This window comes from Edaphobacter flagellatus, from assembly GCF_025264665.1.
In the GTDB taxonomy this organism is placed as follows: Bacteria; Acidobacteriota; Terriglobia; order Terriglobales; family Acidobacteriaceae; genus Edaphobacter; species Edaphobacter flagellatus.
The window spans coordinates 1,479,258-1,502,129 of sequence record NZ_CP073697.1 but is presented as its reverse complement, the minus strand read 5'-3'; the positions used below and the strand labels follow the sequence as shown (position 1 = coordinate 1,502,129).

The 22,872-nt window shown below is 60.1% G+C and carries 25 protein-coding genes; 12 read left to right on the top strand and 13 right to left on the bottom strand.

Annotated elements, in window-relative coordinates:
- Positions 1 to 32: 32 nt before the first annotated feature.
- Complete coding sequence (locus KFE13_RS06380; protein ID WP_260706329.1) at positions 33 to 1,202, top strand: cation:proton antiporter; 1,170 nt, start codon at positions 33 to 35, stop codon at positions 1,200 to 1,202.
- A gap of 122 nt (positions 1,203 to 1,324) precedes the next feature.
- Here KFE13_RS06380 and KFE13_RS06375 read toward each other — a convergent pair whose 3' ends face one another.
- Positions 1,325 to 2,575, bottom strand: coding sequence for an MFS transporter (locus KFE13_RS06375; protein WP_260706328.1), 1,251 nt, complete (start codon positions 2,573 to 2,575; stop codon positions 1,325 to 1,327).
- A 242-nt stretch (positions 2,576 to 2,817) separates the two neighbouring features.
- Here KFE13_RS06375 and KFE13_RS06370 point away from each other — a divergent pair, with 242 nt between their 5' ends.
- A complete protein-coding gene (locus tag KFE13_RS06370) occupies positions 2,818 to 3,642 on the top strand; it encodes an alpha/beta fold hydrolase (protein WP_260706327.1) in 825 nt (274 codons plus the stop codon).
- A gap of 243 nt (positions 3,643 to 3,885) precedes the next feature.
- Here the strand turns inward: KFE13_RS06370 and KFE13_RS06365 are convergent, their stop codons facing one another.
- The 5 genes from KFE13_RS06365 to KFE13_RS06345 all read right to left on the bottom strand — a co-directional run bounded on the left by KFE13_RS06365 (position 3,886) and on the right by KFE13_RS06345 (position 8,036).
- Positions 3,886 to 4,377, bottom strand: coding sequence for a hypothetical protein (locus KFE13_RS06365; protein WP_260706326.1), 492 nt, complete (start codon positions 4,375 to 4,377; stop codon positions 3,886 to 3,888).
- Between the two features lie 82 nt (positions 4,378 to 4,459).
- Positions 4,460 to 5,899 carry a metalloprotease TldD gene (tldD, locus tag KFE13_RS06360; RefSeq protein ID WP_260706325.1) on the bottom strand — a complete coding sequence of 480 codons (1,440 nt, stop codon included), beginning with the start codon at positions 5,897 to 5,899 and terminating at the stop codon, positions 4,460 to 4,462.
- Positions 5,900 to 5,946: 47 nt separating this feature from the next.
- A complete protein-coding gene (locus KFE13_RS06355) occupies positions 5,947 to 6,846 on the bottom strand; it encodes a vWA domain-containing protein (protein WP_260706324.1) in 900 nt (299 codons plus the stop codon).
- Positions 6,791 to 7,174 (bottom strand): vWA domain-containing protein, encoded by a 384-nt coding sequence (locus KFE13_RS06350; RefSeq protein ID WP_260706323.1) that lies wholly within the window; start codon positions 7,172 to 7,174, stop codon positions 6,791 to 6,793. Before KFE13_RS06350 ends, KFE13_RS06355 begins: the two co-directional genes overlap by 56 nt.
- Positions 7,175 to 7,205: 31 nt before the next feature.
- Entirely contained in the window at positions 7,206 to 8,036 is an 831-nt protein-coding gene (locus tag KFE13_RS06345) for a glycoside hydrolase domain-containing protein (RefSeq protein ID WP_260706322.1), read from the bottom strand.
- 85 nt (positions 8,037 to 8,121) lie between these two features.
- Between KFE13_RS06345 and KFE13_RS06340 the strand changes: the two genes are divergently transcribed.
- The 3 genes from KFE13_RS06340 (at position 8,122) to KFE13_RS06330 (ending at position 10,773) form a co-directional block, all read left to right on the top strand.
- The gene (locus tag KFE13_RS06340; RefSeq protein ID WP_260706321.1) at positions 8,122 to 8,655 is read left to right on the top strand and encodes a YfiT family bacillithiol transferase; all 534 of its coding nucleotides are present in this window, start codon (positions 8,122 to 8,124) and stop codon (positions 8,653 to 8,655) included.
- Positions 8,655 to 9,086, top strand: coding sequence for a GNAT family N-acetyltransferase (locus KFE13_RS06335; RefSeq protein WP_260706320.1), 432 nt, complete (start codon positions 8,655 to 8,657; stop codon positions 9,084 to 9,086). Before KFE13_RS06340 ends, KFE13_RS06335 begins: the two co-directional genes overlap by 1 nt.
- Positions 9,087 to 9,165: 79 nt before the next feature.
- On the top strand, positions 9,166 to 10,773 hold the full coding sequence (locus KFE13_RS06330) for a hypothetical protein (protein ID WP_260706319.1): 1,608 nt from the start codon (positions 9,166 to 9,168) through the stop codon (positions 10,771 to 10,773).
- Positions 10,774 to 10,782: 9 nt separating this feature from the next.
- Here the strand turns inward: KFE13_RS06330 and dusB are convergent, their stop codons facing one another.
- The 3 genes from dusB to rpmE all read right to left on the bottom strand — a co-directional run bounded on the left by dusB (position 10,783) and on the right by rpmE (position 12,776).
- The gene (dusB, locus tag KFE13_RS06325; RefSeq protein ID WP_260706318.1) at positions 10,783 to 12,054 is read right to left on the bottom strand and encodes a tRNA dihydrouridine synthase DusB; all 1,272 of its coding nucleotides are present in this window, start codon (positions 12,052 to 12,054) and stop codon (positions 10,783 to 10,785) included.
- Complete coding sequence (locus tag KFE13_RS06320) at positions 12,051 to 12,467, bottom strand: hypothetical protein (protein ID WP_260706317.1); 417 nt, start codon at positions 12,465 to 12,467, stop codon at positions 12,051 to 12,053. Before KFE13_RS06320 ends, dusB begins: the two co-directional genes overlap by 4 nt.
- 75 nt (positions 12,468 to 12,542) lie before the next feature.
- On the bottom strand, positions 12,543 to 12,776 hold the full coding sequence (gene rpmE / locus KFE13_RS06315) for a 50S ribosomal protein L31 (protein ID WP_162402137.1): 234 nt from the start codon (positions 12,774 to 12,776) through the stop codon (positions 12,543 to 12,545).
- Between the two features lie 247 nt (positions 12,777 to 13,023).
- On the opposite strand from rpmE, the gene KFE13_RS06310 reads away from it, so the two are divergent.
- The gene (locus tag KFE13_RS06310; RefSeq protein WP_260706316.1) at positions 13,024 to 13,779 is read left to right on the top strand and encodes an ATP-binding protein; all 756 of its coding nucleotides are present in this window, start codon (positions 13,024 to 13,026) and stop codon (positions 13,777 to 13,779) included.
- A 9-nt stretch (positions 13,780 to 13,788) separates the two neighbouring features.
- On the opposite strand, the gene KFE13_RS06305 is transcribed toward KFE13_RS06310, so the two are convergent.
- Positions 13,789 to 13,983 (bottom strand): hypothetical protein, encoded by a 195-nt coding sequence (locus tag KFE13_RS06305; protein ID WP_260706315.1) that lies wholly within the window; start codon positions 13,981 to 13,983, stop codon positions 13,789 to 13,791.
- A 180-nt stretch (positions 13,984 to 14,163) separates the two neighbouring features.
- On the opposite strand from KFE13_RS06305, the gene KFE13_RS06300 reads away from it, so the two are divergent.
- Positions 14,164 to 14,709, top strand: coding sequence for a DUF2393 domain-containing protein (locus KFE13_RS06300; protein ID WP_260706314.1), 546 nt, complete (start codon positions 14,164 to 14,166; stop codon positions 14,707 to 14,709).
- 277 nt (positions 14,710 to 14,986) lie between these two features.
- Positions 14,987 to 15,889: an OmpA family protein gene (locus KFE13_RS06295; protein WP_260706313.1), complete on the top strand. Its 903-nt coding sequence runs from the start codon at positions 14,987 to 14,989 to the stop codon at positions 15,887 to 15,889.
- A 189-nt stretch (positions 15,890 to 16,078) separates the two neighbouring features.
- Here the strand turns inward: KFE13_RS06295 and kdsA are convergent, their stop codons facing one another.
- On the bottom strand, positions 16,079 to 16,921 hold the full coding sequence (gene kdsA, locus KFE13_RS06290) for a 3-deoxy-8-phosphooctulonate synthase (RefSeq protein ID WP_313900686.1): 843 nt from the start codon (positions 16,919 to 16,921) through the stop codon (positions 16,079 to 16,081).
- Positions 16,922 to 17,013: 92 nt separating this feature from the next.
- Here kdsA and KFE13_RS06285 point away from each other — a divergent pair, with 92 nt between their 5' ends.
- Both KFE13_RS06285 and KFE13_RS06280 read left to right on the top strand, forming a co-directional pair.
- A complete protein-coding gene (locus tag KFE13_RS06285; protein ID WP_260706312.1) occupies positions 17,014 to 17,463 on the top strand; it encodes a hypothetical protein in 450 nt (149 codons plus the stop codon).
- Between the two features lie 54 nt (positions 17,464 to 17,517).
- Positions 17,518 to 17,985: a MarR family winged helix-turn-helix transcriptional regulator gene (locus KFE13_RS06280; protein WP_260706311.1), complete on the top strand. Its 468-nt coding sequence runs from the start codon at positions 17,518 to 17,520 to the stop codon at positions 17,983 to 17,985.
- Between the two features lie 18 nt (positions 17,986 to 18,003).
- Here the strand turns inward: KFE13_RS06280 and KFE13_RS06275 are convergent, their stop codons facing one another.
- Positions 18,004 to 18,378 carry a VOC family protein gene (locus KFE13_RS06275; RefSeq protein ID WP_260706310.1) on the bottom strand — a complete coding sequence of 125 codons (375 nt, stop codon included), beginning with the start codon at positions 18,376 to 18,378 and terminating at the stop codon, positions 18,004 to 18,006.
- 214 nt (positions 18,379 to 18,592) lie between these two features.
- Positions 18,593 to 19,996, bottom strand: coding sequence for a CCA tRNA nucleotidyltransferase (locus tag KFE13_RS06270; protein ID WP_260706309.1), 1,404 nt, complete (start codon positions 19,994 to 19,996; stop codon positions 18,593 to 18,595).
- A 22-nt stretch (positions 19,997 to 20,018) separates the two neighbouring features.
- Between KFE13_RS06270 and KFE13_RS06265 the strand changes: the two genes are divergently transcribed.
- Positions 20,019 to 21,230, top strand: coding sequence for a tRNA (adenosine(37)-N6)-threonylcarbamoyltransferase complex transferase subunit TsaD (locus KFE13_RS06265; protein WP_260706308.1), 1,212 nt, complete (start codon positions 20,019 to 20,021; stop codon positions 21,228 to 21,230).
- Between the two features lie 142 nt (positions 21,231 to 21,372).
- A complete protein-coding gene (gene cysS, locus KFE13_RS06260) occupies positions 21,373 to 22,866 on the top strand; it encodes a cysteine--tRNA ligase (protein ID WP_260706918.1) in 1,494 nt (497 codons plus the stop codon).
- The last annotated feature ends 6 nt before the right edge of the window (positions 22,867 to 22,872 follow it).

Here is a 22,872-nt window from a genome sequence, read left to right as displayed (position 1 = left end):
AGAGATTTGCAGGAGCGGAGTTACACGAGACGATGCATATTGCCACCGATACGCTGATTTATCTGGGCATGGTTTTTGGGTTGCTGGTGATTCCTCGTGCGCTGCAGCGGTTTCGTTTGCCTGCTCCGCTGACCTGCGTGGTGCTGGGCATTGTGGTGGCGATGTTCTTCCACGAGACGAAGGAAGACAAGGTGATGCCGGTGGTGGCGACGCTGGGGATTGCGTCGCTGTTTCTGTTTGCGGGGCTTGAGGTCGATCTGGACGATTTGCGCAAGCAGGCCCCGCGGCTTTCGGCGTATCTGTTTATCGGCGGATTGATTCTGATTGCGGGAACGTGGGTGGCGATACGGTTTCTGCACATGGCATGGCAGCCTGCCGCGTTGCTGTCGCTGGCGCTGTTTACGCCGTCGACGGGCTTCATTCTGGATACGCTGCCGCACTCGGGGCTGGATGAGAGCGAGCAGAAGCAGGTCTCGATGAATGCGATTTCGGGTGAGCTGGTGGCCCTGATGGTGCTGTTTGTGGTGTCGCAGGCGGGATCGATGAAGACGCTGGCGATTTCGAGCGGGATTCTGGTGCTGCTGATTGTGTTGACGCCGATTCTGTTTCTGGCGCTGGGGAAGTATGTGGTGCCGCATGCGCCGGGGTCGGAGTTTTCGTTGCTGATTATGGTGGCGATCCTCTGCGCCGTGGTGAGCCAGGGACTGGGTGTGCATTTTCTGGTGGGCGCGTTTGTGGCCGGCATGGTGGCGAGGCTGCTGCAGGATAGGATGGCGACGCTGGCTTCGGAGACGAACCTGCATGCTGTGCGACTGTTCTCGTCGTTCTTTGTGCCGTTTTATTTCTTCAAGGAAGGCACGGAGGTTCCGGCGGGTGCGCTGGTGTGGCGGGCGGTGCTGTATGGGCTGGCGCTGTCGGCGGTGGTGATTCCGATCCGGGTGGGGAAGGACTGGCTGGAGTCGCTGGTGTTTGCACGGAAGAAGGGAAAGACGGGCGTGCGGGTTGCCGTGGCTCTGGTGCCGACGCTGGTTTTTGCGCTGGTGATTGCAGGGATGCTGCACGAGCAGTTTCACATCCGCGATGAGCTGTTTGGCGGGTTGCTGATCTATGCGGCGATCTCGACGATTCTGCCTTCGTATGTGCTGCCATGGCTGGTGCCGGCGGTTGCGAAGGAGCCGGTGGTTGCGGACGAAGTGGTTTAGGCATTCGCTACATGTTGGTGCGGGACGGGCCGCCTGCGCGGCGTGCGGGCACTTCGTGCGTGTATCCCTTTTTTTCTACGGATTCGCAGCAACACTCTCGCTGGCCGGGAGCGAGAGGAATTCTAGGCTTCTTGCTGCTCGCGCGCGGGGCGGAATGTGGATTCGCGGTTGAGCATGAGGAAGTAGAGCGAGACGGCGACGAGGGCGAGTCCTGCTCCTGAGAGTGCTTTGGAGACGCCGACCATGGGGATGAGTTTGCCGAGGACGAGCGAGCCGAGGGGGATTCCGGCGCGGAAGGCGAGGTTGTAGACGCTCATGACGCGTCCGCGCATGGCGTCGGTGGTGATGAGCTGGGCGAGCGAGAGCATGAAGGACGCCGAGGCCATGATGGCCATGCCGGAGAAGAAGATGAGGATGCAGGAGAGCGGCAGCCAGCGGGAGACGGCGAAGCCGGAGATGATGAGCCCGAGAAGGATGAGGATGATGAGGGTGAGGCGTCCCTGGCCTTTCATCTTTTCGACCGCGGCGACGGAGAGTGCGCCGACGATGGAGCCTGCTCCGGAGCAGACGAGCAGGAGTGTGTAGGTTTCGGGGCCGCGGTGGAAGATCGTGCGGACGAAGACGGGCAGGAAGGCGTTGAGGGAAAAGCCGAAGAGTGTGGTGCAGAAGGCGAGGATGACGAGGGCGCTCATGCCGTCGCGACATCGTATGAAGCGAATGCCTTCTTTCATGCTGTTGAGGACGGACTCGGTGGTTTTAGCCGGGACGAACTTCACGTGGATCATGAAGAGCGAGATGATGACGGCGATATAGGAGAGTCCGTTGAGGGCGAAGCACCAGGTGGCGCCGAAGGCGGTGTAGGCGATGCCGCCGAGGGTCGGGCCGACGATGCGCGCGAGGTTGAACTGGATGGAGTTCATCGCGATGGCGTTGGAGAGGTCTTCGGGATCGACGAGTGTGGGCAGCAGCGCAGAGTACGCCGGGCCGCCGAAGGACTGACCGAGGCCGACGAAGAAGGAGAGCGCGAGGATGTGCCAGACCTTGACGACGTGCGTGACGAAGAGGATGGCGAGGAGGAAGGCGCAGACCATCTGGATGTACTGCGAGGTCAGCAGCATCTTGCGGCGGTCCATGCGGTCGGCAAAGACTCCGCCGAAGAGGGAGAAAAGCATGATGGGGAGCTGGCCGAGGAAGAGATCGAGGCCGAGGTAGAAGGCGTCCTTGGTGAGGTCGTAGACGAGCCAGGACTGGGCGAACTGCTGAACGAAGGTGCCAATGGTGGAGACGCAGGCTCCGGTCCACATCAGGCGGAAGTCGCGATAGCGAAAGGCTCTGAAGATGCGAGCGAAAAACTTGGGGCTGCTACTGGACATTCAGGCGTTCGACGGCTTCCGGTTAGGACTGGTTAGGTTAGAGGCTACAGATATTCATGGTACAGGGATGGATGTTTGGGCGGGGGAGAAGTCGCAATTGTTTGCCAGAACGGATGGGTAATTTGTGATCTGCGGGGATTTATGTGCAGGCCAGCGCTTTGATCCCTGCCACCGCTCAACATCCGTACACGTTTGTGTGATTTAATTGCCGGACTTTAGCGAACCATTTCAAAGGAGAGCCTATGCCCGCTGTGATCACCAAAGATGGCGTTGAGATCTATTACAAAGACTGGGGTTCAGGACAACCGATTGTTTTCAGTCATGGATGGCCACTGTCGGCGGACGACTGGGACGCGCAGATGCTGTTCTTTCTTCATCATGGTTATCGCGTGATTGCGCATGATCGCCGGGGCCACGGACGGTCTTCCCAGGTTGGCGACGGCCACGATATGGACCATTATGCGGATGATCTGGCTGCTGTGATGGCTCATCTGAAACTGAAGGATGTGATTCATGTGGGCCATTCGACAGGGGGAGGTGAGGTGGTGCACTATCTGGCGCGTCATGGCCAGAGCAACGTGGCCAAGGCTGCGATCATCAGCGCGGTGCCTCCGCTGATGGTGAAGACGGCGGCGAATCCGCTGGGTCTGCCCAAGTCGGTGTTTGATGATCTGCAGGCGCAGCTGGCAGCGAATCGTTCGCAGTTTTATCGCGATGTGGCGGCAGGGCCTTTCTATGGCTACAACCGGCCGGGCGTGAAGTCGTCGGAGGCGGTGATCGAGAACTGGTGGCGTCAGGGGATGATGGGAGGCGCGAAGGCGCACTATGACGGCATCGTGGCGTTTTCGCAGACGGACTTCACCGAAGACCTGAAGAAGATCACGATTCCGGTGCTGGTGATGCATAGCGAGGATGACCAGATCGTCCCCTATGTCGCTTCAGGGCCGCTGTCGGCGAAGCTGCTGAATAACGGCACGCTGATTACGTATAAGGACTTTCCGCATGGCATGCCTACGACGCAGGCGGAGAAGATTAATGCGGATCTGCTGGCGTTTTTGAAGGGCTGAGGTTTGGCTTGGGTTGTTGATAGAGAGGATGGGCTGAGGCTCATCCTCTTTTCTGTGCAGTTGTGGCTGTCTGGAAATCGCGAATAGATCAGTCGCTTCGTCCTTCGGCAGAGCGGAAGCCGCTTTCAGCGGTGAGGTGAGACGCGGGGCTGAAGCCCCGCTCTACCTAGAAGAGGATCGCGGCCATGTGCGATTGGCCTAGTAGTTACTCGACACAATGTGAGAAAGGAGTATTTGAGGTATTCACCGGGTCGGCGGCAATTTTTCGTCGTGATCGGGTCGTAATGGATTCGTGAACCAACCTCGTTGCTCGATGTCTTTGATCATCGCCGCGCCTGGATCGACCGGGATGACAGTATCAAGACCCAGCGCCTTGCAGGCAGTCAGGATGCGATCTGAATCGGTCAAACTAACATTTTTGAGCATGTCGAACGTCTGACCTTGATATTGAAACGTCAGCACCGCGTAGCTGTGCTCTCCGATCCCTCGAATAGCTCTGCGAAGTTCTTTAACCTCTCCAGCAGGGAATCGAAGACGCTCCCAGCGTCCCCAGATTCTCCTTCTTGCGAGGTGCATTTGCTGTGCGTCGCAATATATGACTTCGCCAGAAGTAATCCGGAATAGGCCCACTCCCAAAAGAAGTAGAACAAGAGAGTTTCCCAGAACGTGCTTAAAATCCAGCGTTAAGAAAAGCCATAGGCTGAGTGCAACGAACAGAACTGCAAATGGAACCAAAGGCTCACTGTACTTAGCAAAGACGCGGTCTTTCTCTATCCGGAGTCTGAATCTTCTAAGGTTCACTTGATCTATTTATTTGCTAGGACGTACCGCCGACGGTCATCTTGTCGAGCTTGATCGTGGGCATGCCTACGCCTACGGGGACGGACTGGCCGGATTTGCCGCAGGTTCCTATGCCTTCGTCGAGGGCGAGGTCGTTGCCTACCATGGAGACGTACTTGAGGGCTTCGGGGCCATTGCCTACTAGGGTGGCGCCTTTGACGGGGCGGGTGACCTTGCCGTCTTCGATGAGGTAGGCCTCGGAGGCGGAGAAGACGAACTTGCCGTTGGTGATGTCGACCTGGCCTCCGCCGAAGTTGACGGCGTAGAGGCCGCGCTTGACGCTCTTGATGATGTCCTCGGGCATGTCGTCGCCGTTGAGCATGTAGGTGTTGGTCATGCGCGGCATGGGAATGTGGTGGTAGCTCTCGCGGCGTCCGCTGCCGGTGTTGGGCATGTTCATCAGTTTGGCGGAGAGCTTGTCGGAGAGGTAGCCCTTGAGGATGCCGTTTTCGATGAGGACGGTTTCCTGCGTGGCGTTGCCTTCGTCATCGACGTTGATGGAGCCGCGGCGATTGGGCAGGCGGCCGTTATCGACGACCGTGACCTTGCTGGATGCGACTTGCTGGCCGATGAGTCCGGCGAAGGCCGAGGTCTTCTTGCGGTTGAAGTCGGCTTCGAGGCCGTGGCCTACGGCTTCGTGAAGGAGGACGCCGGGCCAGCCGGGGCCGAGGACGACCTCCATTTCGCCGGCCGGGGCTTCGGCTGCGCCGAGCTGGAGGATGGCGCTGCGGGCGGCCTCGCGGGCGAAGTGCTCGGGGCTTTTTTCGTCGGTGAAGAATTCCATGGTGATGCGGCCGCCGCCTCCGCTGGTGCCGCGAGCGGTGTTGGTGGCGTCTTTGGCGATCACAAATACGTTCAGGCGCGCGAGGGGCTGGGTGTCGGAGGCGAAGGTGCCATCGGAGGCGGCGATGAGGATGCGGCGCAGCTCGTCGGAGAAGCTGGCGCGAACCTGGGTGATGCGTGAGTCGTAGGCGCGGGCTGCGGCGTCGGCGCGCTGGATGAGGGCGAGCTTCTGGGCGATCTCGGCGTCGGAGGTAGCTCCGGCGATGGGGTAAAGCGAGTCGGCTTCGGTGTGGCGGAAGCCCTGCATGAGATCTTTGGCGGGGCCGGAGGCGATGAGGGCTGCGGTGCGGGCGGCCTTGAGGAGAGCTTCGGAGGAGAGGTCGTCGGTGTAGGCGTAGCCGGTGCGTTCGCCGGAGAGGACGCGGACGCCACAGCCGAGACTCACTCCCTGGGCGGCGGTCTTGACGAGGGATTCGTCGATGCCGAGGGAGGTGGAGGTGACGGACTCGAAGTAGAGGTCGGCGTAGTCGCCCCCGGCGGAGAGTGCTTCGGCGAGGCAGCGCTCGATGAGGCGTTCGGAGACGCCGAGCTTGTCGATGAAGTAGCGTTTGTGGTCGGGGGTAGGAGTCGTCATGCTGATTTGATGATAGGGAGTGGCGGAGCGAATCAGCAAGCGGTGATTCAGCGGGCTGGTGCTGGATCGGCCGTTGGTGTGGTGGTTGTTTCGGCCCAGTAGCTGGTGCGGGCGGTGAGCTGGAGTTGTGGGTAGTCCTTCAACTGAAGCCCGATGGCGTGGAGGCCGGGGTGGGGTGACTGCGGCTGGAAGCTGAGGATGTAGCGGTTGGGGATGTGGTTGGAGATGGTGGCGAGATCGCGCTCGAGGCTTTTGGCGTTGGTGAGTTTGAAGTACTCGCCTCCGGTAAGGCTGGCGACGGTCTCGGGGATGTTGCGTTTGAGGCCATCGGTAGCGAGGATGGCGGCCATCTTGGCGAGCGCGAGTGGCGGCAGAAGCTGCGTGGCGCAGTCATAGGCCTGGACGGCTTTGTTGGTGGAGGCGTCGGGGTCGGGGTCGGGGTCTTTGCCCATGCAGCCGTGAGGCGGATTGGGGTGGTGGTTCTCCATGCCACCGCGGCCTCCGGGCTGTGTGGGCAGGGTACGCGCCGCGTAGTGGGCAGCTTCGGATTTTGCTGTCGAGAAGCCGATGCTGTAGATGGTGGTGTTCGTGTCGCTGATGGCGCGGAGGGCATCGTCGAGGCTGGTGTGGCTGCCGCGGTCGAGGGTTTCGCTGATGAGGAGAATGGCGCGGCGGTATTCGATGGGCTGCTTGCGGAGGAGATCGACGGAGAAGGCGATGCTGTCGAGGATAGCGGCGCCATTGTCACCAAGGGGGACGTTGCGGACAGCGAGGGGCGAGGCGCAGTTGTCGAGATGATGCTGGCGGGTGCAGTCAGGGGTTAGCGAGGCTATGGCTGTTGCTGCGCGGTCGAGGCTAGGCGTGAAGTTTTCGAGGAGCGTGGGCTGGCTGTCAAAGGCAACGACAGCGACTTTGTGCGGAACGTTGCCGACGATGGATTCGAGCATCGGAGCGAGCGGCGGGGCGATGGAGACAAAATTTGTTGAACTCGCGTGCGCCAGCTCCGCCGATTTCGATGACGACGACAAGAGCGAGCGGTTCGCCGCCGGTGTCTTCTTCAAGGTGGAGCTTTTGTGGGATGCCGTCGTCGGTAAGCGTGAAGTTGTCGGCGCTGAGAGTGTAGACGAGGTTGCCGGATTTATCGCGCACGAGAGCGGGAACAAGGACGAGGGTGGATTGTGTGCTGATGGTGGGCGTTTGAGGAGCGGGCTCCTGCGTGTATGCGAGAGAAGAGGCCGCTGCGAGAGCGAATGTGAGCGCGGCGTGGAGCTTCATGGCGGCCTCTCCTGCTGGATCGAGTGTCGTGCTAGCGGCCGTGTGAGGGATCGTCGGAGGTGGCCGTGTTCATATCGAGATAGATTCTGGTGCCGGGGGCGTAGCAGTTGCCGTCGGCGGCGTAGGTCTTGGCGCAGGCTTTGGTGATGTCGGGGCGGCGTGGAGACTGTGCATACTGCCAGATGACGATGTCGGGTGTGCCCGCGCCGGAGAGGGGTGGAGGGGTGAGGGTGCAGCCGTTGGAGGGTGGGCAGCCGTCCTGGTAGACGAAGAGGGCGATGGGATGGAGATGCTTTGCGGTGACGAGCTGGCGGACGTGCTGCGCGGTGGAGATGGTTTGGCCGGGGCCGTCGTCGACGGGTTGCCCGCTGAGATAGACACCCGGTTTGTAGGGAGAGGCGGCGACGGTCTCGGTCCATGCGAGCAGGTAGGAGGACTGTTCGTCGAGGAGGCGGCCGCCTTCTTCCTGATCGAGAAAGAGGATGGTGCCGGTGGGGAAGTGTTCACGCTGGGCTGCGGCGATGGCTTTTGCGCCGTCCTGTTTGCCGAGGGCTTCGGGTTTGGTGCCGCGGCGTTGGATACGGAGAATCTGTGCGTCTTCGCGGCCGTTGAAAAGGACGAGGAAGCCAAAATTATTTTTGAGCAGAATGTCGCGCTTGCCGAGCCAGGTATTGGTGGTTTCGCCGGGAGGATTGTTGAGCCAGTAGCCGGTGAAGGCGAACTGCTTGCGCAGAGCGGGCAGAGATACGTCGCCGGGGTAGAGGTTGCGGTCGAAGCCGAGATGCTGGCTGGGGTTGTTTTGTGCGGCGAGCGCCTGGACAGCGATGGCAAGGGCAACGGCGTAGAGGAGGAAGTGACGCATAGTTTGTCCTGCTTTTGAGGTTACACAAGATGCGCTGTGCTAAGTTGCTGCTAGAGACAAAGAAGATTCGGAGAGGAGCAGCGCGATGGCCCAGACGGTGGTGGACCCGCGGTACCCGATTGGAAAATTCGAGAAGCCGGAGACGATTACGGCAGAGGATCGCCGGTATGCGATCTCTGCTCTGGCGGAGCTTCCTGAGCAGCTGAGGAATGCAGTGGACGGGCTGGATTCAGGCCAGCTGAATACGCCGTATCGCGAAGGCGGATGGACGGTGCGCCAGCTGGTGCATCACATCGCCGATTCGCACATGCATGCGTTCACTCGCATGCGGCTGGCGTTGACGGAAGACTGGCCGACGATCAAGCCGTACGACGAGAAGGCATGGGCGACGCTGCATGATTCGACGGCTCCGGTGGAGTGGTCGCTGGAGCTGATTGAGAGCCTGCATGCTCGTTGGGTGATGATGCTGCAGCACCTGTCGGAGGAGCAGTGGCAGCGTGGCTATGTGCATCCGGAGAACGGGCGACAGACGCTGGATGTTGCGGCGCTGGTGTATGCGTGGCACTCGCGGCATCACGTAGCGCATATTACGCATCTGCGCGCGCATGAGGACTGGTAGTGGCGGAAGAATCTGTAATACGCCTCGTTGGCGGACGCGATGCGATTGCCCGGTGCTATCCGGTGATGCGGCAGTTACGGCCTGCTTTGAGTGGCGAAGAATTTGTTGCTCGTGTCGAGCTGCAACAGGCGGAAGGCTATCATCTGGCATATTTGGAGCATGAGGACGAGGTGGCTGCGGTGGCGGGTTTCCGCATCATGCATGTGCTGTGGAGCGGCAAGACGATGTATGTCGACGACCTGGTGACGGACGAGGCGAAGCGTTCGCGCGGGTTAGGCGAGCAGATGATTGCATGGCTGGTGGAGCGGGCGCGCAGCGAAGGATGCGCGACATTCTCCCTCGATTCGGGAACACATCGGCAGGCGGCGCATGCGTTTTATTTTCGCCAGGGGTTGCGCATCTCGGACTTCCATTTCCATATGCCGCTGTAGTGGAACAGGCAAAAGCGTGAGGCTGTGTTAGCGTTCCGCTATGCCTTTAACATCGGGTAGAGCATCAGGGCAGAGTGGGGTGGGTCGATCTTCAAAGTTGCCTGAGGAGCAGGCTCCTGCGGTGGTGGCCGCGGCGATTGAAGATTTTCTTCGAGCGCATCCTGAGGCTGTTGTGCTGGAAGAAGGGCGAGTCGCCTTCGATATGCGCGCGGCAAAGTACTCGCTTTCGACCGAGCACGGCCGATGCACATTCCAGCTTTGGAGCGAAGAGGCCAATCTTGTTCGGCGAGTGACCGGAACGAGGTTGCGTGAGGGGATACTGCGCCTTGCAGTGCTGCGTTTCGGGCAGACGAAACCGCAGAGCCTGGAGATTGCTGCGAATCGCGATCGGCGCACGCCGTCGGAGCGTGAAGGCGTACGCACGAAGTATCTGCGTGTGCTCGAGCGTGTGATGACACGCGCGTTTCCTGAATGGACGCTGGATGGGTTGAGCTCGGCGATGGATCTGGAGCGGAGCTTCGGTCCTGCCTATGCGCGCGGGCGTTTGGTGCAGGGGCAGAGAGCGTGGTCTTTGGTTGCGGTCAATCCGGCTGAGTCGCAGGCGACGATCGATGGCGTGCTGACGGTGGGTGTACTGTGGCTGGACCGGTGCCGCTCGCTGGGGGATGGGCGAAGGGTGTGGCAGGGGCTGAAGGTGATTGTGCCGCGGGGTACGGCCGCGCTTGCGGCATCGCGAATGGTCTGGCTGAACGAGAGTGCAGCGCAATGGGAGCTGTGGGAGCTGGATGAGAAGACGGAGGAGTTGACGCAGCGCGATCTGGCGGATCACGGAAACATCGCAACGCACATGATTCATGCGCCCAATGATGCGGCTGTACGTGAACGTTTCGAGGGGGCTGCAGCGCGTGTGATGGCGATGGTACCTGTGGCGCGGCGCGGCGATGTGGAACAGGTGGTTCGTGGAAGCACGGAGCTGGCATTCCTGCTGCATGGACTTGAGTTTGCGCGTGTGCGCGTGGGGCACGCGGGTTCGTCGTTCAATCTGGAGGAGAAGATTACGGTTGGTACCGGTGCAAACGAGACGGAATTGACGCAGCTGAGTGAAGTGAGGCTTGGGCAATTCGTCGCGGAGCTGTTCGAGCGAAGACATGCAGGCGGTGACATGCGCGATCCGCTGTTTCGTATGCAGCCGGAGCGATGGCTGGAAAGTGTGCTGCGTCGGAATGTGGAAGTCCTGGATGCGCACCTGAATCCGTCGCATGTATATACGCAGGTGCCGGCGTTTGCTGCGGGCGATCGCGGCATGCTCGATCTGCTGGGAGTTTTGCATGACGGCAGACTTGCCGTGATTGAACTAAAAGCCGATGAGGACATGCATCTGGCTTTGCAGGGGTTGGACTACTGGATACGTGTGCGCTGGCATCATCGGCAGACGGCGAACGACACCACACGGCCAAGCTTCGGCATGGGGGAGTTTCAGCAGCTGGGGTACTTTGGCGGAGTGGTGTTGTCTTCCTCGACGCCGAAGCTGTATCTGGTTGCGCCAGCGTTGCGTGTGCATCCTGCGACAGAGGTGATTCTTCGTTATCTGTCGCCGAAGGTGGAGTGGGAGCTGGTTGCGCTGGACGAGCGATGGAGGCAGACCCCGAAGGTCGTATGGCGTAAACGCAGCAGTGATACGCGATGAAGAGCGTGCTTAGTCGCAGCCTGCGCCTAACGCTTCAAGAGAAGGTTCTTCCGCTGTGGGTGAGGAAGCGTCGATCTTTGTGCGGCCTTCGAAAAAGTCTTCGACTGCGGCGATGACAGCGTTGCCGTTTTTGGATTCGAAGATCTGTTTGCGCAGTGCCCCTCCACCCGGGACGCCGTGGGTGAACCAGGCGGCGAACTGCTTCATTTTGCCGACGGCGTCGCGGTGACGCTTCTCACGTGCGATCTGGCCTTGCGCGATGATGGCTTCGGCGCGCGCGGCTTCGGCGGCTTCTTCGAGTGCGATCTCATCGACCAGCATCTGGAAGTAGGTGCGGATCATGCGGTAGCGGTCTTCGTTGGTGGGCTGATCGTAGGTGCCGACGCCCGTGGCTTCCTTCGATGCGGTGTACTGCGCGATCTGGCGGAAGATCCACGGATTTGCGGGAGCGGTGCGGCCGATCATGACGGCGTCGCAGCGGGTCTTCTCGACCATGGCGGCGGCATCCTCGGGAGTGCGGATGTCGCCGTTGCCGATGACGGGGATGCGCACGGCGTCTTTGACGGCAGCGATGTACTCCCAGCGGGCCTGGCCGGTGTAGCCGTCCTCGCGGGTGCGGGCGTGGAGGGCGCAGGCATTGAGGCCGCAGTCTTCGGCCATTTTGGCCAGCTCGACGCAGACGATATGGTTGTCGTTCCAGCCCATGCGGAACTTGACGGTGAAGGGGATCGTGACCGCGGCGCGGATGGCCTTGAAGATGCGCTCGATCTGCGGGAGGTCCTTGAGGAGGCCGGAGCCTCCGTTGCAGGCGACGACGCGCTTGGCGGGGCAGCCTAGGTTGAGGTCGACGATGTCGAAGCCCGCGTCCTGAACGATGCGGGCGGAGTCGGCGAGAGTCTCGGGGTTGGAGCCGAAGAGCTGTGCGGAGATGGGATGCTCGTCGTCGTAGTAGGTGAGGTAGCGCTTGCGCTTGGTTTCGCGCATACGGGAGAGCCCGTCGGCGGAGGTGAACTCCGTCATGATGAGGCCACAGCCGGACTGCTGGTTCGTCTGCGTGGCATCGACGTCGGTGGTTGCGGAGTCCGCAGAGAACTGGCTGGCGTTTTTGATGAAGCGGCGGAAGACGGTGTCGGTGACCCCGGCCATTGGTGCGAGTACAGTCGCCGGAGCGATGGTGATGTTGCCGATCGTGACGCTGGCAGGGACGCGGGCGTGTGCCGGCATCGCGTGTTCGATGGGCGAGTCCCACTTCTTCTGCTCGAGTGTGTAGCGCTTCTTCATCGTGTCTTCGTATTCTTCTTTGCAGTTTTCTTTGGCGTCTTCGCCGTGGTTTTCTTTGTTGCTTTTTTTGATGACTTCTTGGCTGGCTTACGACGCTCTTCTTTGGGGAGCGATGCGACGTAGGCTTTGGCTTCGAGAAGCAGTTTGTGATTGCCGGGTGCGGCAATGTTGGGGATGACGACCCACTCGCGCATCGTTCGCTGGCCCATGACGAGGAGCTGCATCTCGCTGTCGGCGGCGATCAGCTCGGCGATGCGGGCCTCGGGCAATTTCAGCGCGGCGCTCTCGTCAGGACGCGTGAAGGCGAAGATCTTGTTGTCGACCATGAGGCAGCCGTGTCCGCGGTCGATTCCGGCGGATGCGCCGGCGATGCGAGTGGCGAGGTCGGCTGCGAGCTGCTGGCGAAGATTCATGGTGACGCTCCCGTCACGTTCACAATACAAAGGCCCCCGCGTTGGCGGAGGCCCTTGTTGGTTGTCTGGGCCGCGTTACTTTGCGGCTGCGGCCTTGCCTGCGTCCGACTGGGCGAACTTGCGGCGGAAGCGCTCGACGCGTCCGGCGGTGTCGACCAGCTTCTGCTTGCCCGTGAAGAACGGGTGGCAGGCGGAGCAGATTTCGAGGACGATGTCGCCCTTGTGCGTGGAGCGCGTCTCAAAGTGAGTTCCGCAGGCGCACTTCACGGTGATGGTTTCGTACTTCGGGTGAATTCCTTCTTTCGGCATAACGATCCTTTCGCCGGACGCTCTTTGCCCCGGCGCTTGAGATTGGCTTTTTCGGTTTCGCGGATCGCTTGCAACGGTATGGTCACGTCACATCGATGAGCCTGTCGCGATGCCGGGTTCTTCCGGAAGACCGGAGGAGCAAAGCACTTGCCTTATTTTAGCATTTTGTGCCGGTTTTCGCACAGGCTCCCACAGGCCACAGCAGGGGGAGTTGCTGCGATACTTGGGGAGGGAGAACGCACGAGAGATGGCCGAGGTCTGCAGCATTTGCGAGGGAGCGGGGCTTCGAGTCGTCGAGCGCGAGGGGCGGCAGTTTGCCGAAGAGTGCGTTTGCCGCATACAGGAGCGAGCCTCCCGCCGCCTGAAGCGCGCGGCTGTGCCCCGGCGGTATGAGCATTGCACGCTCGAGAGTTATGAGACAGGGTTTCCTTCGTCGCATCGGTCGCAGGCGGCGGCGCTCATGCGGGCGAAGAAGTTTGTGGAGAGCTATCCGCTGGAGACGGACGGGACAGGGCTGTTGCTGACCGGATCGATCGGGGTGGGGAAGACGCATCTTGCGACGGGGATTCTGCAGGCCCTGGTGGTGGAGCGCGGTGCGACTGGGCTGTTCTATGACTATCGCGACCTGCTGAAGCAGGTGCAGAACAGCTACAACCGGCAGGTGCAGGAGACGGAGTTGGAGATTCTGCGTCCGGTGTTTGAGGCCGAGGTGCTGGTGCTGGATGAATTAGGCGCGGCCAAGCCGACGGACTGGGTGTGGGACACCGTCGCGCACATTCTGAACACACGCTACAACGACCGGCGGACGACGATCATCACGACGAACTATGCGAATCTGCCCCCTCTGACAAGCGTGGGCGGCGATGCCGGAAGGCTGCGCGAGGAGACGCTGGGCGACAGGATCGGCGAGCGCATGCGGTCGCGGCTACAGGAGATGTGTGTCGTCGTCGAGATACAAGGCGAGGACTTCCGGCAGAAGGTGAAGCGCGCCAGTTTCGCTTAGGAGATCGCGTTAGAAGAAAGAAGCGAGCAGGGCGATGCCAGCGGTCAGTGCGGCGATGCGATAGGCGCGATCGGCGAACTGCGAGGTCGGCAGAGCCGAAACAACAGCTGTGCCATCGGCCTCAGTGAGGATAGCCGTGGGCCTGATCTCCTGCAGAGAGTCGGTGTCGCCGGTATTTGTTCTAAAGCCGATCGGGGGAGTCATCGCTCTCGTGCTCCTGCTACAGGAGTAGATGTTCAATCTGCTTAACGCGATTCTGGAACAGGAAGTTCTGCTGACAAGATGAAATTCCCGATAAGTTTCACGCGGTGAAGCTTGCTGGTTCTTACGGTTGGACGGCATAAGCGCAATTCGGGCTGGCTAAAAGAGTTAGAATCTTCGCCTATGAGCGATTTCGAGCGGAAAGATGAGGCGGTGAACCGGCAGGCTCCGGTCTTTGCTCCAGAGACGAAGCAACAGGGGATGCCGCTTTCGGCATGGCTGGTGGCTGGGGCTGTGGTTGTGCTGGTTCTGGCAGGGCTGATTGTGGCCGGGCGCCGCAAGGGAGCAGAAATTAAGGGCATCCAGCCGCCGGCGGCCTATGCGGCCAGTCTTCCGCTTTCGAGCCTGGCGATGAGTGAGTCCACGAGTCTTTCGGGGGGCAAATCGACCTTTATCGACGGGAAGATCAAAAATACGGGCTCCTCGACGGTGACCGGGGTGACGGTGCAGGTGCTGTTCCGCAATGAGGAGCAGATGCCGCCGCAGGTGGATACGGTGCCGCTGGCGCTGGTCCGCACGCGGGAGCCTTATGTGGATACGCAGCCGGTGAGTGCTGCTCCGCTGGCGCCGGGAGACGAGCGTGAGTTTCGTCTTATTTTTGAGTCGATTCCGGCGAATTGGAACATGCAGATGCCCGATATCCAGGTAGTTCGGGTGGACACGAAGTAAAAGTCTGTCCGGAGACTGGCCGCCGGGGAGCTAAATCGAACAATTTTCAGTGTTACGGGCTGGTGAAGGGTCGCTCAGTAATACTTACCGGCCGGCTGGAAGATTTTGCTTGAAGAGGCGTTTCTTCGCAGGCAGGGCGGTTCGAGGGTTTTCCTTCCCAAATCACTGATTTGTAAAGCTTAATCGATATTTCGTCAGTTTGGCATGGCAGGTGCTCTTAGTTGGGGCATACAGACGTCTGATACGGCAGACGGCTGGTGCATGAGGAGCAAAAAACATGACGAAACCCGGATATAAGATTGGTCTCTCAGTTGTAGTACTCGGCACCACCATGGGAATGAGCGCCCTGGCTCAGTCCGCCACTCAGACGACCCCGTCTGACCAGCCCCCTGCAGCGCCCAGCCAGATGAGCGTTGATGATAAGTCCACCTATGCCACCGGCAAGCCGCTGGAGTCGCAGTCGAAGGAAGGCTTCTGGGGACACATGAACCCGCTGGCCCGCAAGAAGTGGGTACACAGGCAGGTTGATCCTGTGAAGGATCGCGTCAACGAGCTTGATCAGCTTCAGGCCAAAAATGCAAATGACATTCGCGATGTAGATGCTCGCGCAACGGCCGGAATCAACAAGGCCCAGAGTGCAGCCGAACTCGCAGACCAGCACGCGATGGATGCTTCGAACCGCGCCAACGCTGCTCAGACAACCGCAACAACCGCCAGCAACCGCGCCACTTCGCTGAACACGACGGTGACGAATCTTGACCAGTACCAGCAGGTCGCAGCGACTTCGGTGAAGTTCTCTCAGGGACGTACGAGCCTGGGACCGAAGGCGAAGGCCGATCTGGACGATATGGCAGCCAAGCTCGCAAATGAGAAGGGCTACATCATCGAGGTTCAGGGATATAGCCGCTCGGGTGTGCAGAGCTCGCAGGCTATGGCGGACTCAGTCGTTCGTTACCTTGTGACCGAGCATCAGGTTCCGGTGTATCGCATCTATCGCACCGGTCTCGGCAAGAACACGGCGAAGTCAACCGATGGTGAAGTCGCTGTCAGCAACGGAGTCCGCGTGACCCTGCTGCACAACAGCCTTGCCACGATGGATTCGTCCTCAGCATCGAACGCAGCGCCTACGGCGCCAGCGTCTCGCACGGGCGTTAGCGCTCCTCCGGAGACTAACCAGTAGTTGTAGCCCTCCCCCCAGGGCGGCATCGCTTCACGGCAGTGCCGCCCGACAGTTTGTAAGTTTGCAGGGCAACGACAGAGATCGTTCCCGCAATAGACTCTCCTAACCAGAGAGAACCAAGGCAGATTGGCCCCTCTAGCGAGGGGCCGTTTTTTTTGCTGCCTACAAGATTTCGGGAGTGAAGCCGAGCTAGAGCGCGATTCCTTTGACGGTCTCGTGGATAGAGAGAAGAGTCTCAAGCACGGACTGGAGGCGGTTGAGATGGAGTGCATTGGCTCCGTCGCTTTTAGCGTGCGGCGGGTCATTGTGAACCTCCAGGAAGACCCCGTCCACCCCTGCAGCGACGGCGGCGCGAGCGAGGATGGGGATGAACTCGGGCTGGCCGCCGGAGACTCCATTGGCCGCTGAGGGCGTCTGTACCGAGTGAGTGCCGTCGAAGACGACCGGAGCGAAGCCGCGCATAATCGGCAGCGAGCGCATATCGACGACGAGGTTGTTGTAGCCGAAGCTGGCTCCTCGCTCGGTGAGCGAGACACGGTTGCAACCGCTTTCGCGAACCTTCTCGACGGCGTGACGCATGTCGGCGGGAGCGACGAACTGGCCCTTCTTGATGTTGATAGCGCAGTTGTTCTGTTTTGCGGCGTCGGCTGCGGCGATCAGCAGGTCGGTCTGACGGCAGAGGAAGGCAGGAATCTGGAGGACATCGACGGTTTCGGCGGCTACGCGGCAATCTTCGGCAGTGTGAACGTCGGTGAGGACGGGCAGGCCGGTGGATTCAGCGATGCTGCGCAGAATGCGTGTGCCTTCGACGAGACCGGGGCCACGGAAACTGTGGATCGAGGTGCGATTGGCCTTGTCGTAGCTGGCTTTGAAGATATACGGGACCCCGAGGTCCGAGGTAATGCGCTGGATGGAGTCGGCCATCATGCGAGCGTGCTGCTCGGACTCGATGACACAGGGGCCTGCAATGAGGAAGAGACGGCCGTGTCCGACCTGGATGTTGCCGCGGGGGATCTCAAAGGGATTCGTCACAAAACTATTTGACCATAGCGGAAGGTTGCACCTGAAGCGAGTGAGCTGCATCTGTGCTATTAGTTGTATCTACAACTAATGGAGGTTTACCCATGACACTCAAGAATCTCTCCGCTGTTGCACTGGCCGGCGTTGGAATGCTGGCGCAGGGACCCTTAGCGACTGCCCAACCTGTATCGGCGCAGCCCACCCCGCAGGCTCGCTCCGCACCGGCACCCTTGGTGACGGCGGTGATGGTGGTCCTGACGGTGAAGTCTGGTATTGCGCGTGAAGATGTGATGAAGGTGATGCCGCGAGAGGTGAGGGAGACGGTGAAGCTCTATCTCGATGGCAAGATTGAGCAGTGGTATTCGCGCGGCGATGGCAAGGGAGTTGTGTTCTTTGTGCGCGCGAAGACGGTAGAGGAAGCGAAGTCGATCATGGAAGGCTTGCCTCTGCACGCGGCAGGCTATATGGAGGAGGAGTATATGCCGGTAGGCCCGCTCATGCCGCTGCGGTTCCTGTTGGCCGGACCGCCGAGTGAGGGGGAAGCAGGCCGCTAAGGTTCGCGCTCCGGGACTTTAGACTCTCTCTCCAGGGTTTTAGACTTAGAAACGATGCGGAAGAAGGCGATTCCTGAAACGCTGCATTGGCCAGTGTGCGCGCTAGCCTCGACGCGGCGCGCCGCGCGGCTGCTGACCCAGCTTTATGACAGCTACCTGGCCGATTACGGCATTGAGGCAGGGCAGTTTGCGCTGCTGATGATGGTGGAACATATGGCGACGAAGGGACAGACAGCGATCGCCCATGCACTGGGAATGGACAAGACGACGCTCTCGCGTAATTTGAAGGTGCTACGGCAGCGAGGCTGGGTGGAATCGGAAACTGGCTCAGGCGATGGGCGCCGGCGGGAGCTTTCGTTGACCGCTGAAGGGCGCGTCATGCTGACGCAGGCCCGGCCCGGGTGGCGGCGAGCGCAGGAGGCGCTTCGCAGACATCTGAAGGGAATGGAATGGCTACAGCTGCTCGAGACGATGGAAGGGGTCTCGCAGGCCGCCGTGGATGCCGGGACAGCGAAGAAGTAGTCCTGCTCAGAGCTATTTTTAGTGTTGCGCGATGGAGAGGACGTTGCCGTCGGGATCTTTGAACCAGCCGATCTTGGCTCTGCCGTCGGGTGCGTTCCAGATGCCGTTGGCGTCCTGTTCGATGAAGGGATAGCGTTCGAAGGCGATGCCCGCTGCGGCGAACTGTTTGGCGGTAGCTTCGATGTCAGAGACCTCCCAGCCAAGGACCGTGTGTGGCGAAGGGCTGAAGGCCTTGATGCGAACGATGCGGATATCGATGCTATTGGAGCGGATGGTGATGGCAAAGGGATCGTCGGCGACAAAGGTGAGGCCCAGCGTATCGACATAGAAGCGGCGAGCGCGTTCTGCGTCGACAGTTAGGACGAAGCCGACAGGGTGAGCGTGTGCGAGCATGGCGTTCTCCACGGTTACACAGGGGATGATAGCGTGATTCGGCTGTCTGGGCTAGAGATCAAGTTGCTAAGTCTGCCCGACGAGATTTTTGCCAAAGCATCTCTTGCACCTGTTCATCGGCTCGCTACGTAAGCTCAACCAAAATATAACCTCATTTGGATGTCATTGATATATGGAGTCTTCTGATTGAGAAGATGAGCGAGGGGGCGAATGGTCAGGACTGGTGCGGTGCGCCAAAACGCTCGCGGATAAAGTGAAGTGCCTCGATTTGATTGCTAATCGTGCCTTCGAGTTGTGCATCTTCGGCGGCTTCAAGCATTTTTTTGAAACCAGGTCCCGGGTTGTAGCCTGCTGCAATCAACTCTCGCCCTGTCAGCAGGAGCTGCGGACGTATCTCGGCAACCGGAACAGACTCGTACTTTTGTTTAGCGAACTCGTAGAGGCTGAGATCGCCATGTGAGGAGAGGCAATCGATGCGATGCAGCGCGAGATGCTCGTCGAAGTGCGGGAGTCGCAGGAAGCGCTTAAGGGTGGACTCGCGCATGTGTTTTACGTCGCCGAAGCGCATGTGATTTTTTACGAGCGCGACGATCTGCGCCGACTCTTCATTGGAGAAGCGGAGGCGCGACAGCAGGATCTCTGCGATGCGCACGCCGACCTCGACGTGCCCGTTGAAGCGGATGCGGTCAGTTGGAATGGCAGGATCGGGGGGGCGAAAGGTAGCGGGCTTGCCGACATCGTGCAGCAGCGCTCCCCAGGCGAGCGCGGGCGAGGCACCGGCGGGAAGCTTTTCCAGCAGAAGCATGGTGTGAATCCAGACATCACCCTCGGGATGATACTCGGGCGGCTGCTGGACGCCGTGTAGTTTGTTGATCTCCGGAAGAATATACGGCAGCAGGTTGAGCTGGTCGAGCAGCTCGAAGCCTCGACGCGCGCCGCCTTCGGTGAGAATGAGAGTCAGCTCATCGCGAATGCGTTCCGGGCTGACGACGGTGATCTCTGAAGCCAGTGTGCGGATGGCTTCGGCAGTCGCCGGTTCGATGCTGAAGCCAAGCCGTGCGGCGAAACGAACGGCACGGAGCATGCGGAGTTTGTCTTCAGCGAAGCGCTCGATCGGGTTGCCGATAGCGCGGATTGTGCGCGTGGCAAGATCGTTGCGGCCGCCGACGTAATCGAGCGTGGCCTGCGCGGCATCGGCAGTTCGATCGTATAGGGCAGTGTCGAGCAACATGCCATTGATGGTGAAGTCACGGCGAAGGACGTCCTCGCGTGGATCGGAAGAGAATCGCACGGCATCGGGGCGTCGACCGTCGGAGTAGGCTCCATCGTGACGGAAGGTGGCGACCTCGGTGGAGACGTCATCGCTCTCGCAGATCAGGACGACGCCGAAGTGCGCGCCTACGGTGAAGGCTTTTTTATCGGGGAATAGTGCGAGGACGGCATCGGGCGTGGCGCTGGTCGCAACATCGTAGTCCTTCGGGGCGAGCCCGAGCAGAAGATCGCGAACGCATCCGCCGGCGAGGTAGGCCTGATGGCCTGCGCCGCGCAGTGTCTCCGCAATCTGACGCGCTGCGATGTATCCGGGGTGGGACGATACGGGTTGTGCTGACTCGGCCATCTCTGTCACCTATGATAAAGAGATGCGCGATGCGGGCCATGATGGCAAGGGCAAAGGCCTGATTCTGGGCATTGAGAGCTCGTGCGATGAGACCGCCGCTGCTGTGGTGCGTGGCGGGACGGAGGCGCTGTCGAATGTTGTTGCGTCGCAGATGAACCTGCATGCGAACTATGGCGGCGTGGTGCCCGAGCTGGCTTCGCGGGAACATCTGAAAAATATAGTTCCCGTTGTCCGCGAAGCCATGAGCCGTGCGGGCGTTGGTTTCGGCGATCTGGATGCTGTGGCCGTTACGGAGGGCCCAGGTCTTGCCGGAGCGCTGCTGGTCGGCATCACGTATGCCAAGGCACTTACCTTTGGATTCAATAAGCCGCTGATCGGGGTAAACCATCTGGAAGGGCACATCCATGCGGTTCTGATGGAAGCAAGTCAGCGAGTTGGCAAGTCAGCTCAGGACGGCGGCCCGCTGCTGGCGTTGGTCGTTTCGGGCGGTCACACGCATCTCTATCTGGCGGAGCAGCGCGAGCAGGGAGCATGGCGTTATCGCAACGTTGGTCGTACCGTGGACGATGCTGCTGGCGAAGCATACGACAAGGTGGCGAAGCTGCTTGGGCTGGGGTATCCCGGCGGCCCATGGATCGATGCACTGGCAAAGCGTGGCAATCCGCTGGCTGTGCCGTTCCGGTTTGCGCAGATCAAGCCTCGCATCCATCGTGATGGAATGGTGCCGAAGAATAAGAAGGCTCCCGCAAAGGTGGATGGGCCAACCTTCGACTTTTCCTTCAGCGGTATTAAGACGGCTGTGCTGCGCTACATCGAGACGCAGGGCATGCGCGAACGTATCGCCGAACGAAGATCGATGTTGGCCGATCATCCGGAGTGGAAGCCGGGCTCTGACGAGGCGGCTGCATGGTGCGATGCGCAGACACTGGATCTGATTGCGTCGTTCCAGCATGCAGTGGTCGGCAACCTGCTTCGCCAGACCTTCGCTGCTGCGGAGACATTCGGAGTACGAAGTATCGTGGTTTCAGGTGGTGTGGCCGCCAACAGCGAGCTTCGCCGTCGTTTTCAGGCAGAAGGCGATAAACGTGGGCTGCCGGTAGCGTTTCCTTCGCTGGCGCTCTCGACCGACAATGCCGCAATGATCGCTGCTGCGGCATGGCCGAAGCTGGTGGCAGGTGAATTTGCCTCCGACGATCTTGGGCCTGCTCCGCAGCTCCGGCTGGGTGGCGTTTAGCTGTATTCACTGCCACCTGAGAGCGCTGTAAGTCAGATAAAATCGAGAAGCATTCGATAAATTTATCGAAATCAATCTGCGAGAGGGTCTGCACCGTGCTCCGTGCTCGGCTGCGGCAGGTCAATAAGCGCACGTGGCAACGATGGAACTCTTTAATACCCTGGGCGGTAAGGTTGAGACGCTGGAGCCTGTCGGCGCGCCCGAACTGCGAATGTATTGTTGTGGCCCGACGGTGTACGACTACGGGCATATCGGGAACTTCAGGACCTTCCTCCATGTCGATGTGCTTCGCCGCTTCATGCGCCAGCAGGGCGTCCCCGTGAAGTACGTGATGAATATCACGGACGTCGACGACAAGATTATTCGCAACGCCGCGGCAGCAGGAAAGCCGATCGCCGAGTACACCGCCAAGTACGAGAAGGCCTTCTTTGAAGATTCCGACGCGCTGGGAATCGAGCGCTCGGAGATTGTGGCTCACGCGACAAGCTGCATCCCCGACATGGTCGAGCTGATCGAAAAGCTTGCTGCGCGCGATATCGCGTATAAGGCCGAAGACGGCAGCTGGTATTTCCGCATCGCCCGTTTTCCTGAGTACGGCAAGCTCTCGCGCAAGGACTTCGAAGGGATCGAAGACGGAGCTCGTGTCGATATCGACGAGTACGAGAAAGACGCCGCACGCGATTTTGCTCTCTGGAAGGCCTGTAAGCCGGGGGAGCAGAGCTGGAACACGGCGCTGGGCTGTGGTCGTCCTGGCTGGCATATCGAATGCTCGGCGATGGCGATGAAGTTTCTCGGCGAGTCGATCGACCTCCATTGCGGTGGGGAAGACCTGATGTTTCCGCATCACGAGAACGAGATCGCGCAGTCGGAGTCGGCGAGTGAGAAGCCCTTCGCCCGCCATTGGATGCATGTGCGCTTCCTGCTGGTGGAAGGGCGCAAGATGTCGAAGTCCGAAGGGAACTTCTACACGCTACGCGATCTGCTGCTGAAGGGTTATCGCGCCTCGGCGATCCGCTTCCTGCTGATCTCGGTTCCGTATCGTCATCAGATGAATTTTACGTTCGATTCGCTGACGGAATCGACGAATGCGATTGAGCGTCTGAGGACGTTCCATCAGCGCATGTTGAAGGGGCCTTGGCCTGAGAGTGCGCAACAGAAGCCGGGCGAGATCGAAGACAGTCTGACGCAGCAGATCGACGAAGCGCGGCTCAAATACACGGCTGCGCTTGCCAACGATCTGAATACGGCTGAGGCGCGCGCGGCGATCTTCGATATGGTTCGCGTGGTCAACAGCGCTGCGGATGCGGGTACGCTGACGAAGAAGAATGTCGATGAAGTGCTGAAGGTGCTTGCGTTGTTCGACGGTGTCTTCGCTGTGCTCAAAGACAACGACGCTGAGATCACCCGGTCAGCACTGGCATGGGCCGAAGCCGAAGGCCGCATGGCCGATGTCGCGCCTGAGCTGATGACCAACTTCGCGCTTTCCGATGCGGAGATCGACACTCTGGTGGCGGAACGCACGCAGGCCAAGAAGACGCGCAACTTTGCTCGTGCCGATGCGATCCGCAATGAGCTGCTCGCCAAAGGCGTCCTGATCGAAGACTCAAAAGACGGAGTGCGCTGGCGCCGCAAGTAATAAGAC

Coding starts and splice junctions, on each gene's coding strand:
- KFE13_RS06380 (WP_260706329.1), top strand. CDS start 33: ATGCATATTGCCACCGATACGCTGATTTATCTGGGCATGGTTTTTGGG.
- KFE13_RS06375 (WP_260706328.1), bottom strand. CDS start 2,575: ATGTCCAGTAGCAGCCCCAAGTTTTTCGCTCGCATCTTCAGAGCCTTT.
- KFE13_RS06370 (WP_260706327.1), top strand. CDS start 2,818: ATGCCCGCTGTGATCACCAAAGATGGCGTTGAGATCTATTACAAAGAC.
- tldD (WP_260706325.1), bottom strand. CDS start 5,899: ATGACGACTCCTACCCCCGACCACAAACGCTACTTCATCGACAAGCTC.
- KFE13_RS06355 (WP_260706324.1), bottom strand. CDS start 6,846: ATGCTCGAATCCATCGTCGGCAACGTTCCGCACAAAGTCGCTGTCGTT.
- KFE13_RS06350 (WP_260706323.1), bottom strand. CDS start 7,174: ATGAAGCTCCACGCCGCGCTCACATTCGCTCTCGCAGCGGCCTCTTCT.
- KFE13_RS06345 (WP_260706322.1), bottom strand. CDS start 8,036: ATGCGTCACTTCCTCCTCTACGCCGTTGCCCTTGCCATCGCTGTCCAG.
- KFE13_RS06340 (WP_260706321.1), top strand. CDS start 8,122: ATGGCCCAGACGGTGGTGGACCCGCGGTACCCGATTGGAAAATTCGAG.
- dusB (WP_260706318.1), bottom strand. CDS start 12,054: ATGAAGAAGCGCTACACACTCGAGCAGAAGAAGTGGGACTCGCCCATC.
- KFE13_RS06320 (WP_260706317.1), bottom strand. CDS start 12,467: ATGAATCTTCGCCAGCAGCTCGCAGCCGACCTCGCCACTCGCATCGCC.
- rpmE (WP_162402137.1), bottom strand. CDS start 12,776: ATGCCGAAAGAAGGAATTCACCCGAAGTACGAAACCATCACCGTGAAG.
- KFE13_RS06310 (WP_260706316.1), top strand. CDS start 13,024: ATGGCCGAGGTCTGCAGCATTTGCGAGGGAGCGGGGCTTCGAGTCGTC.
- KFE13_RS06305 (WP_260706315.1), bottom strand. CDS start 13,983: ATGACTCCCCCGATCGGCTTTAGAACAAATACCGGCGACACCGACTCT.
- KFE13_RS06300 (WP_260706314.1), top strand. CDS start 14,164: ATGAGCGATTTCGAGCGGAAAGATGAGGCGGTGAACCGGCAGGCTCCG.
- KFE13_RS06295 (WP_260706313.1), top strand. CDS start 14,987: ATGACGAAACCCGGATATAAGATTGGTCTCTCAGTTGTAGTACTCGGC.
- KFE13_RS06285 (WP_260706312.1), top strand. CDS start 17,014: ATGACACTCAAGAATCTCTCCGCTGTTGCACTGGCCGGCGTTGGAATG.
- KFE13_RS06280 (WP_260706311.1), top strand. CDS start 17,518: ATGCGGAAGAAGGCGATTCCTGAAACGCTGCATTGGCCAGTGTGCGCG.
- KFE13_RS06275 (WP_260706310.1), bottom strand. CDS start 18,378: ATGCTCGCACACGCTCACCCTGTCGGCTTCGTCCTAACTGTCGACGCA.
- KFE13_RS06270 (WP_260706309.1), bottom strand. CDS start 19,996: ATGGCCGAGTCAGCACAACCCGTATCGTCCCACCCCGGATACATCGCA.
- KFE13_RS06265 (WP_260706308.1), top strand. CDS start 20,019: ATGCGCGATGCGGGCCATGATGGCAAGGGCAAAGGCCTGATTCTGGGC.
- cysS (WP_260706918.1), top strand. CDS start 21,373: ATGGAACTCTTTAATACCCTGGGCGGTAAGGTTGAGACGCTGGAGCCT.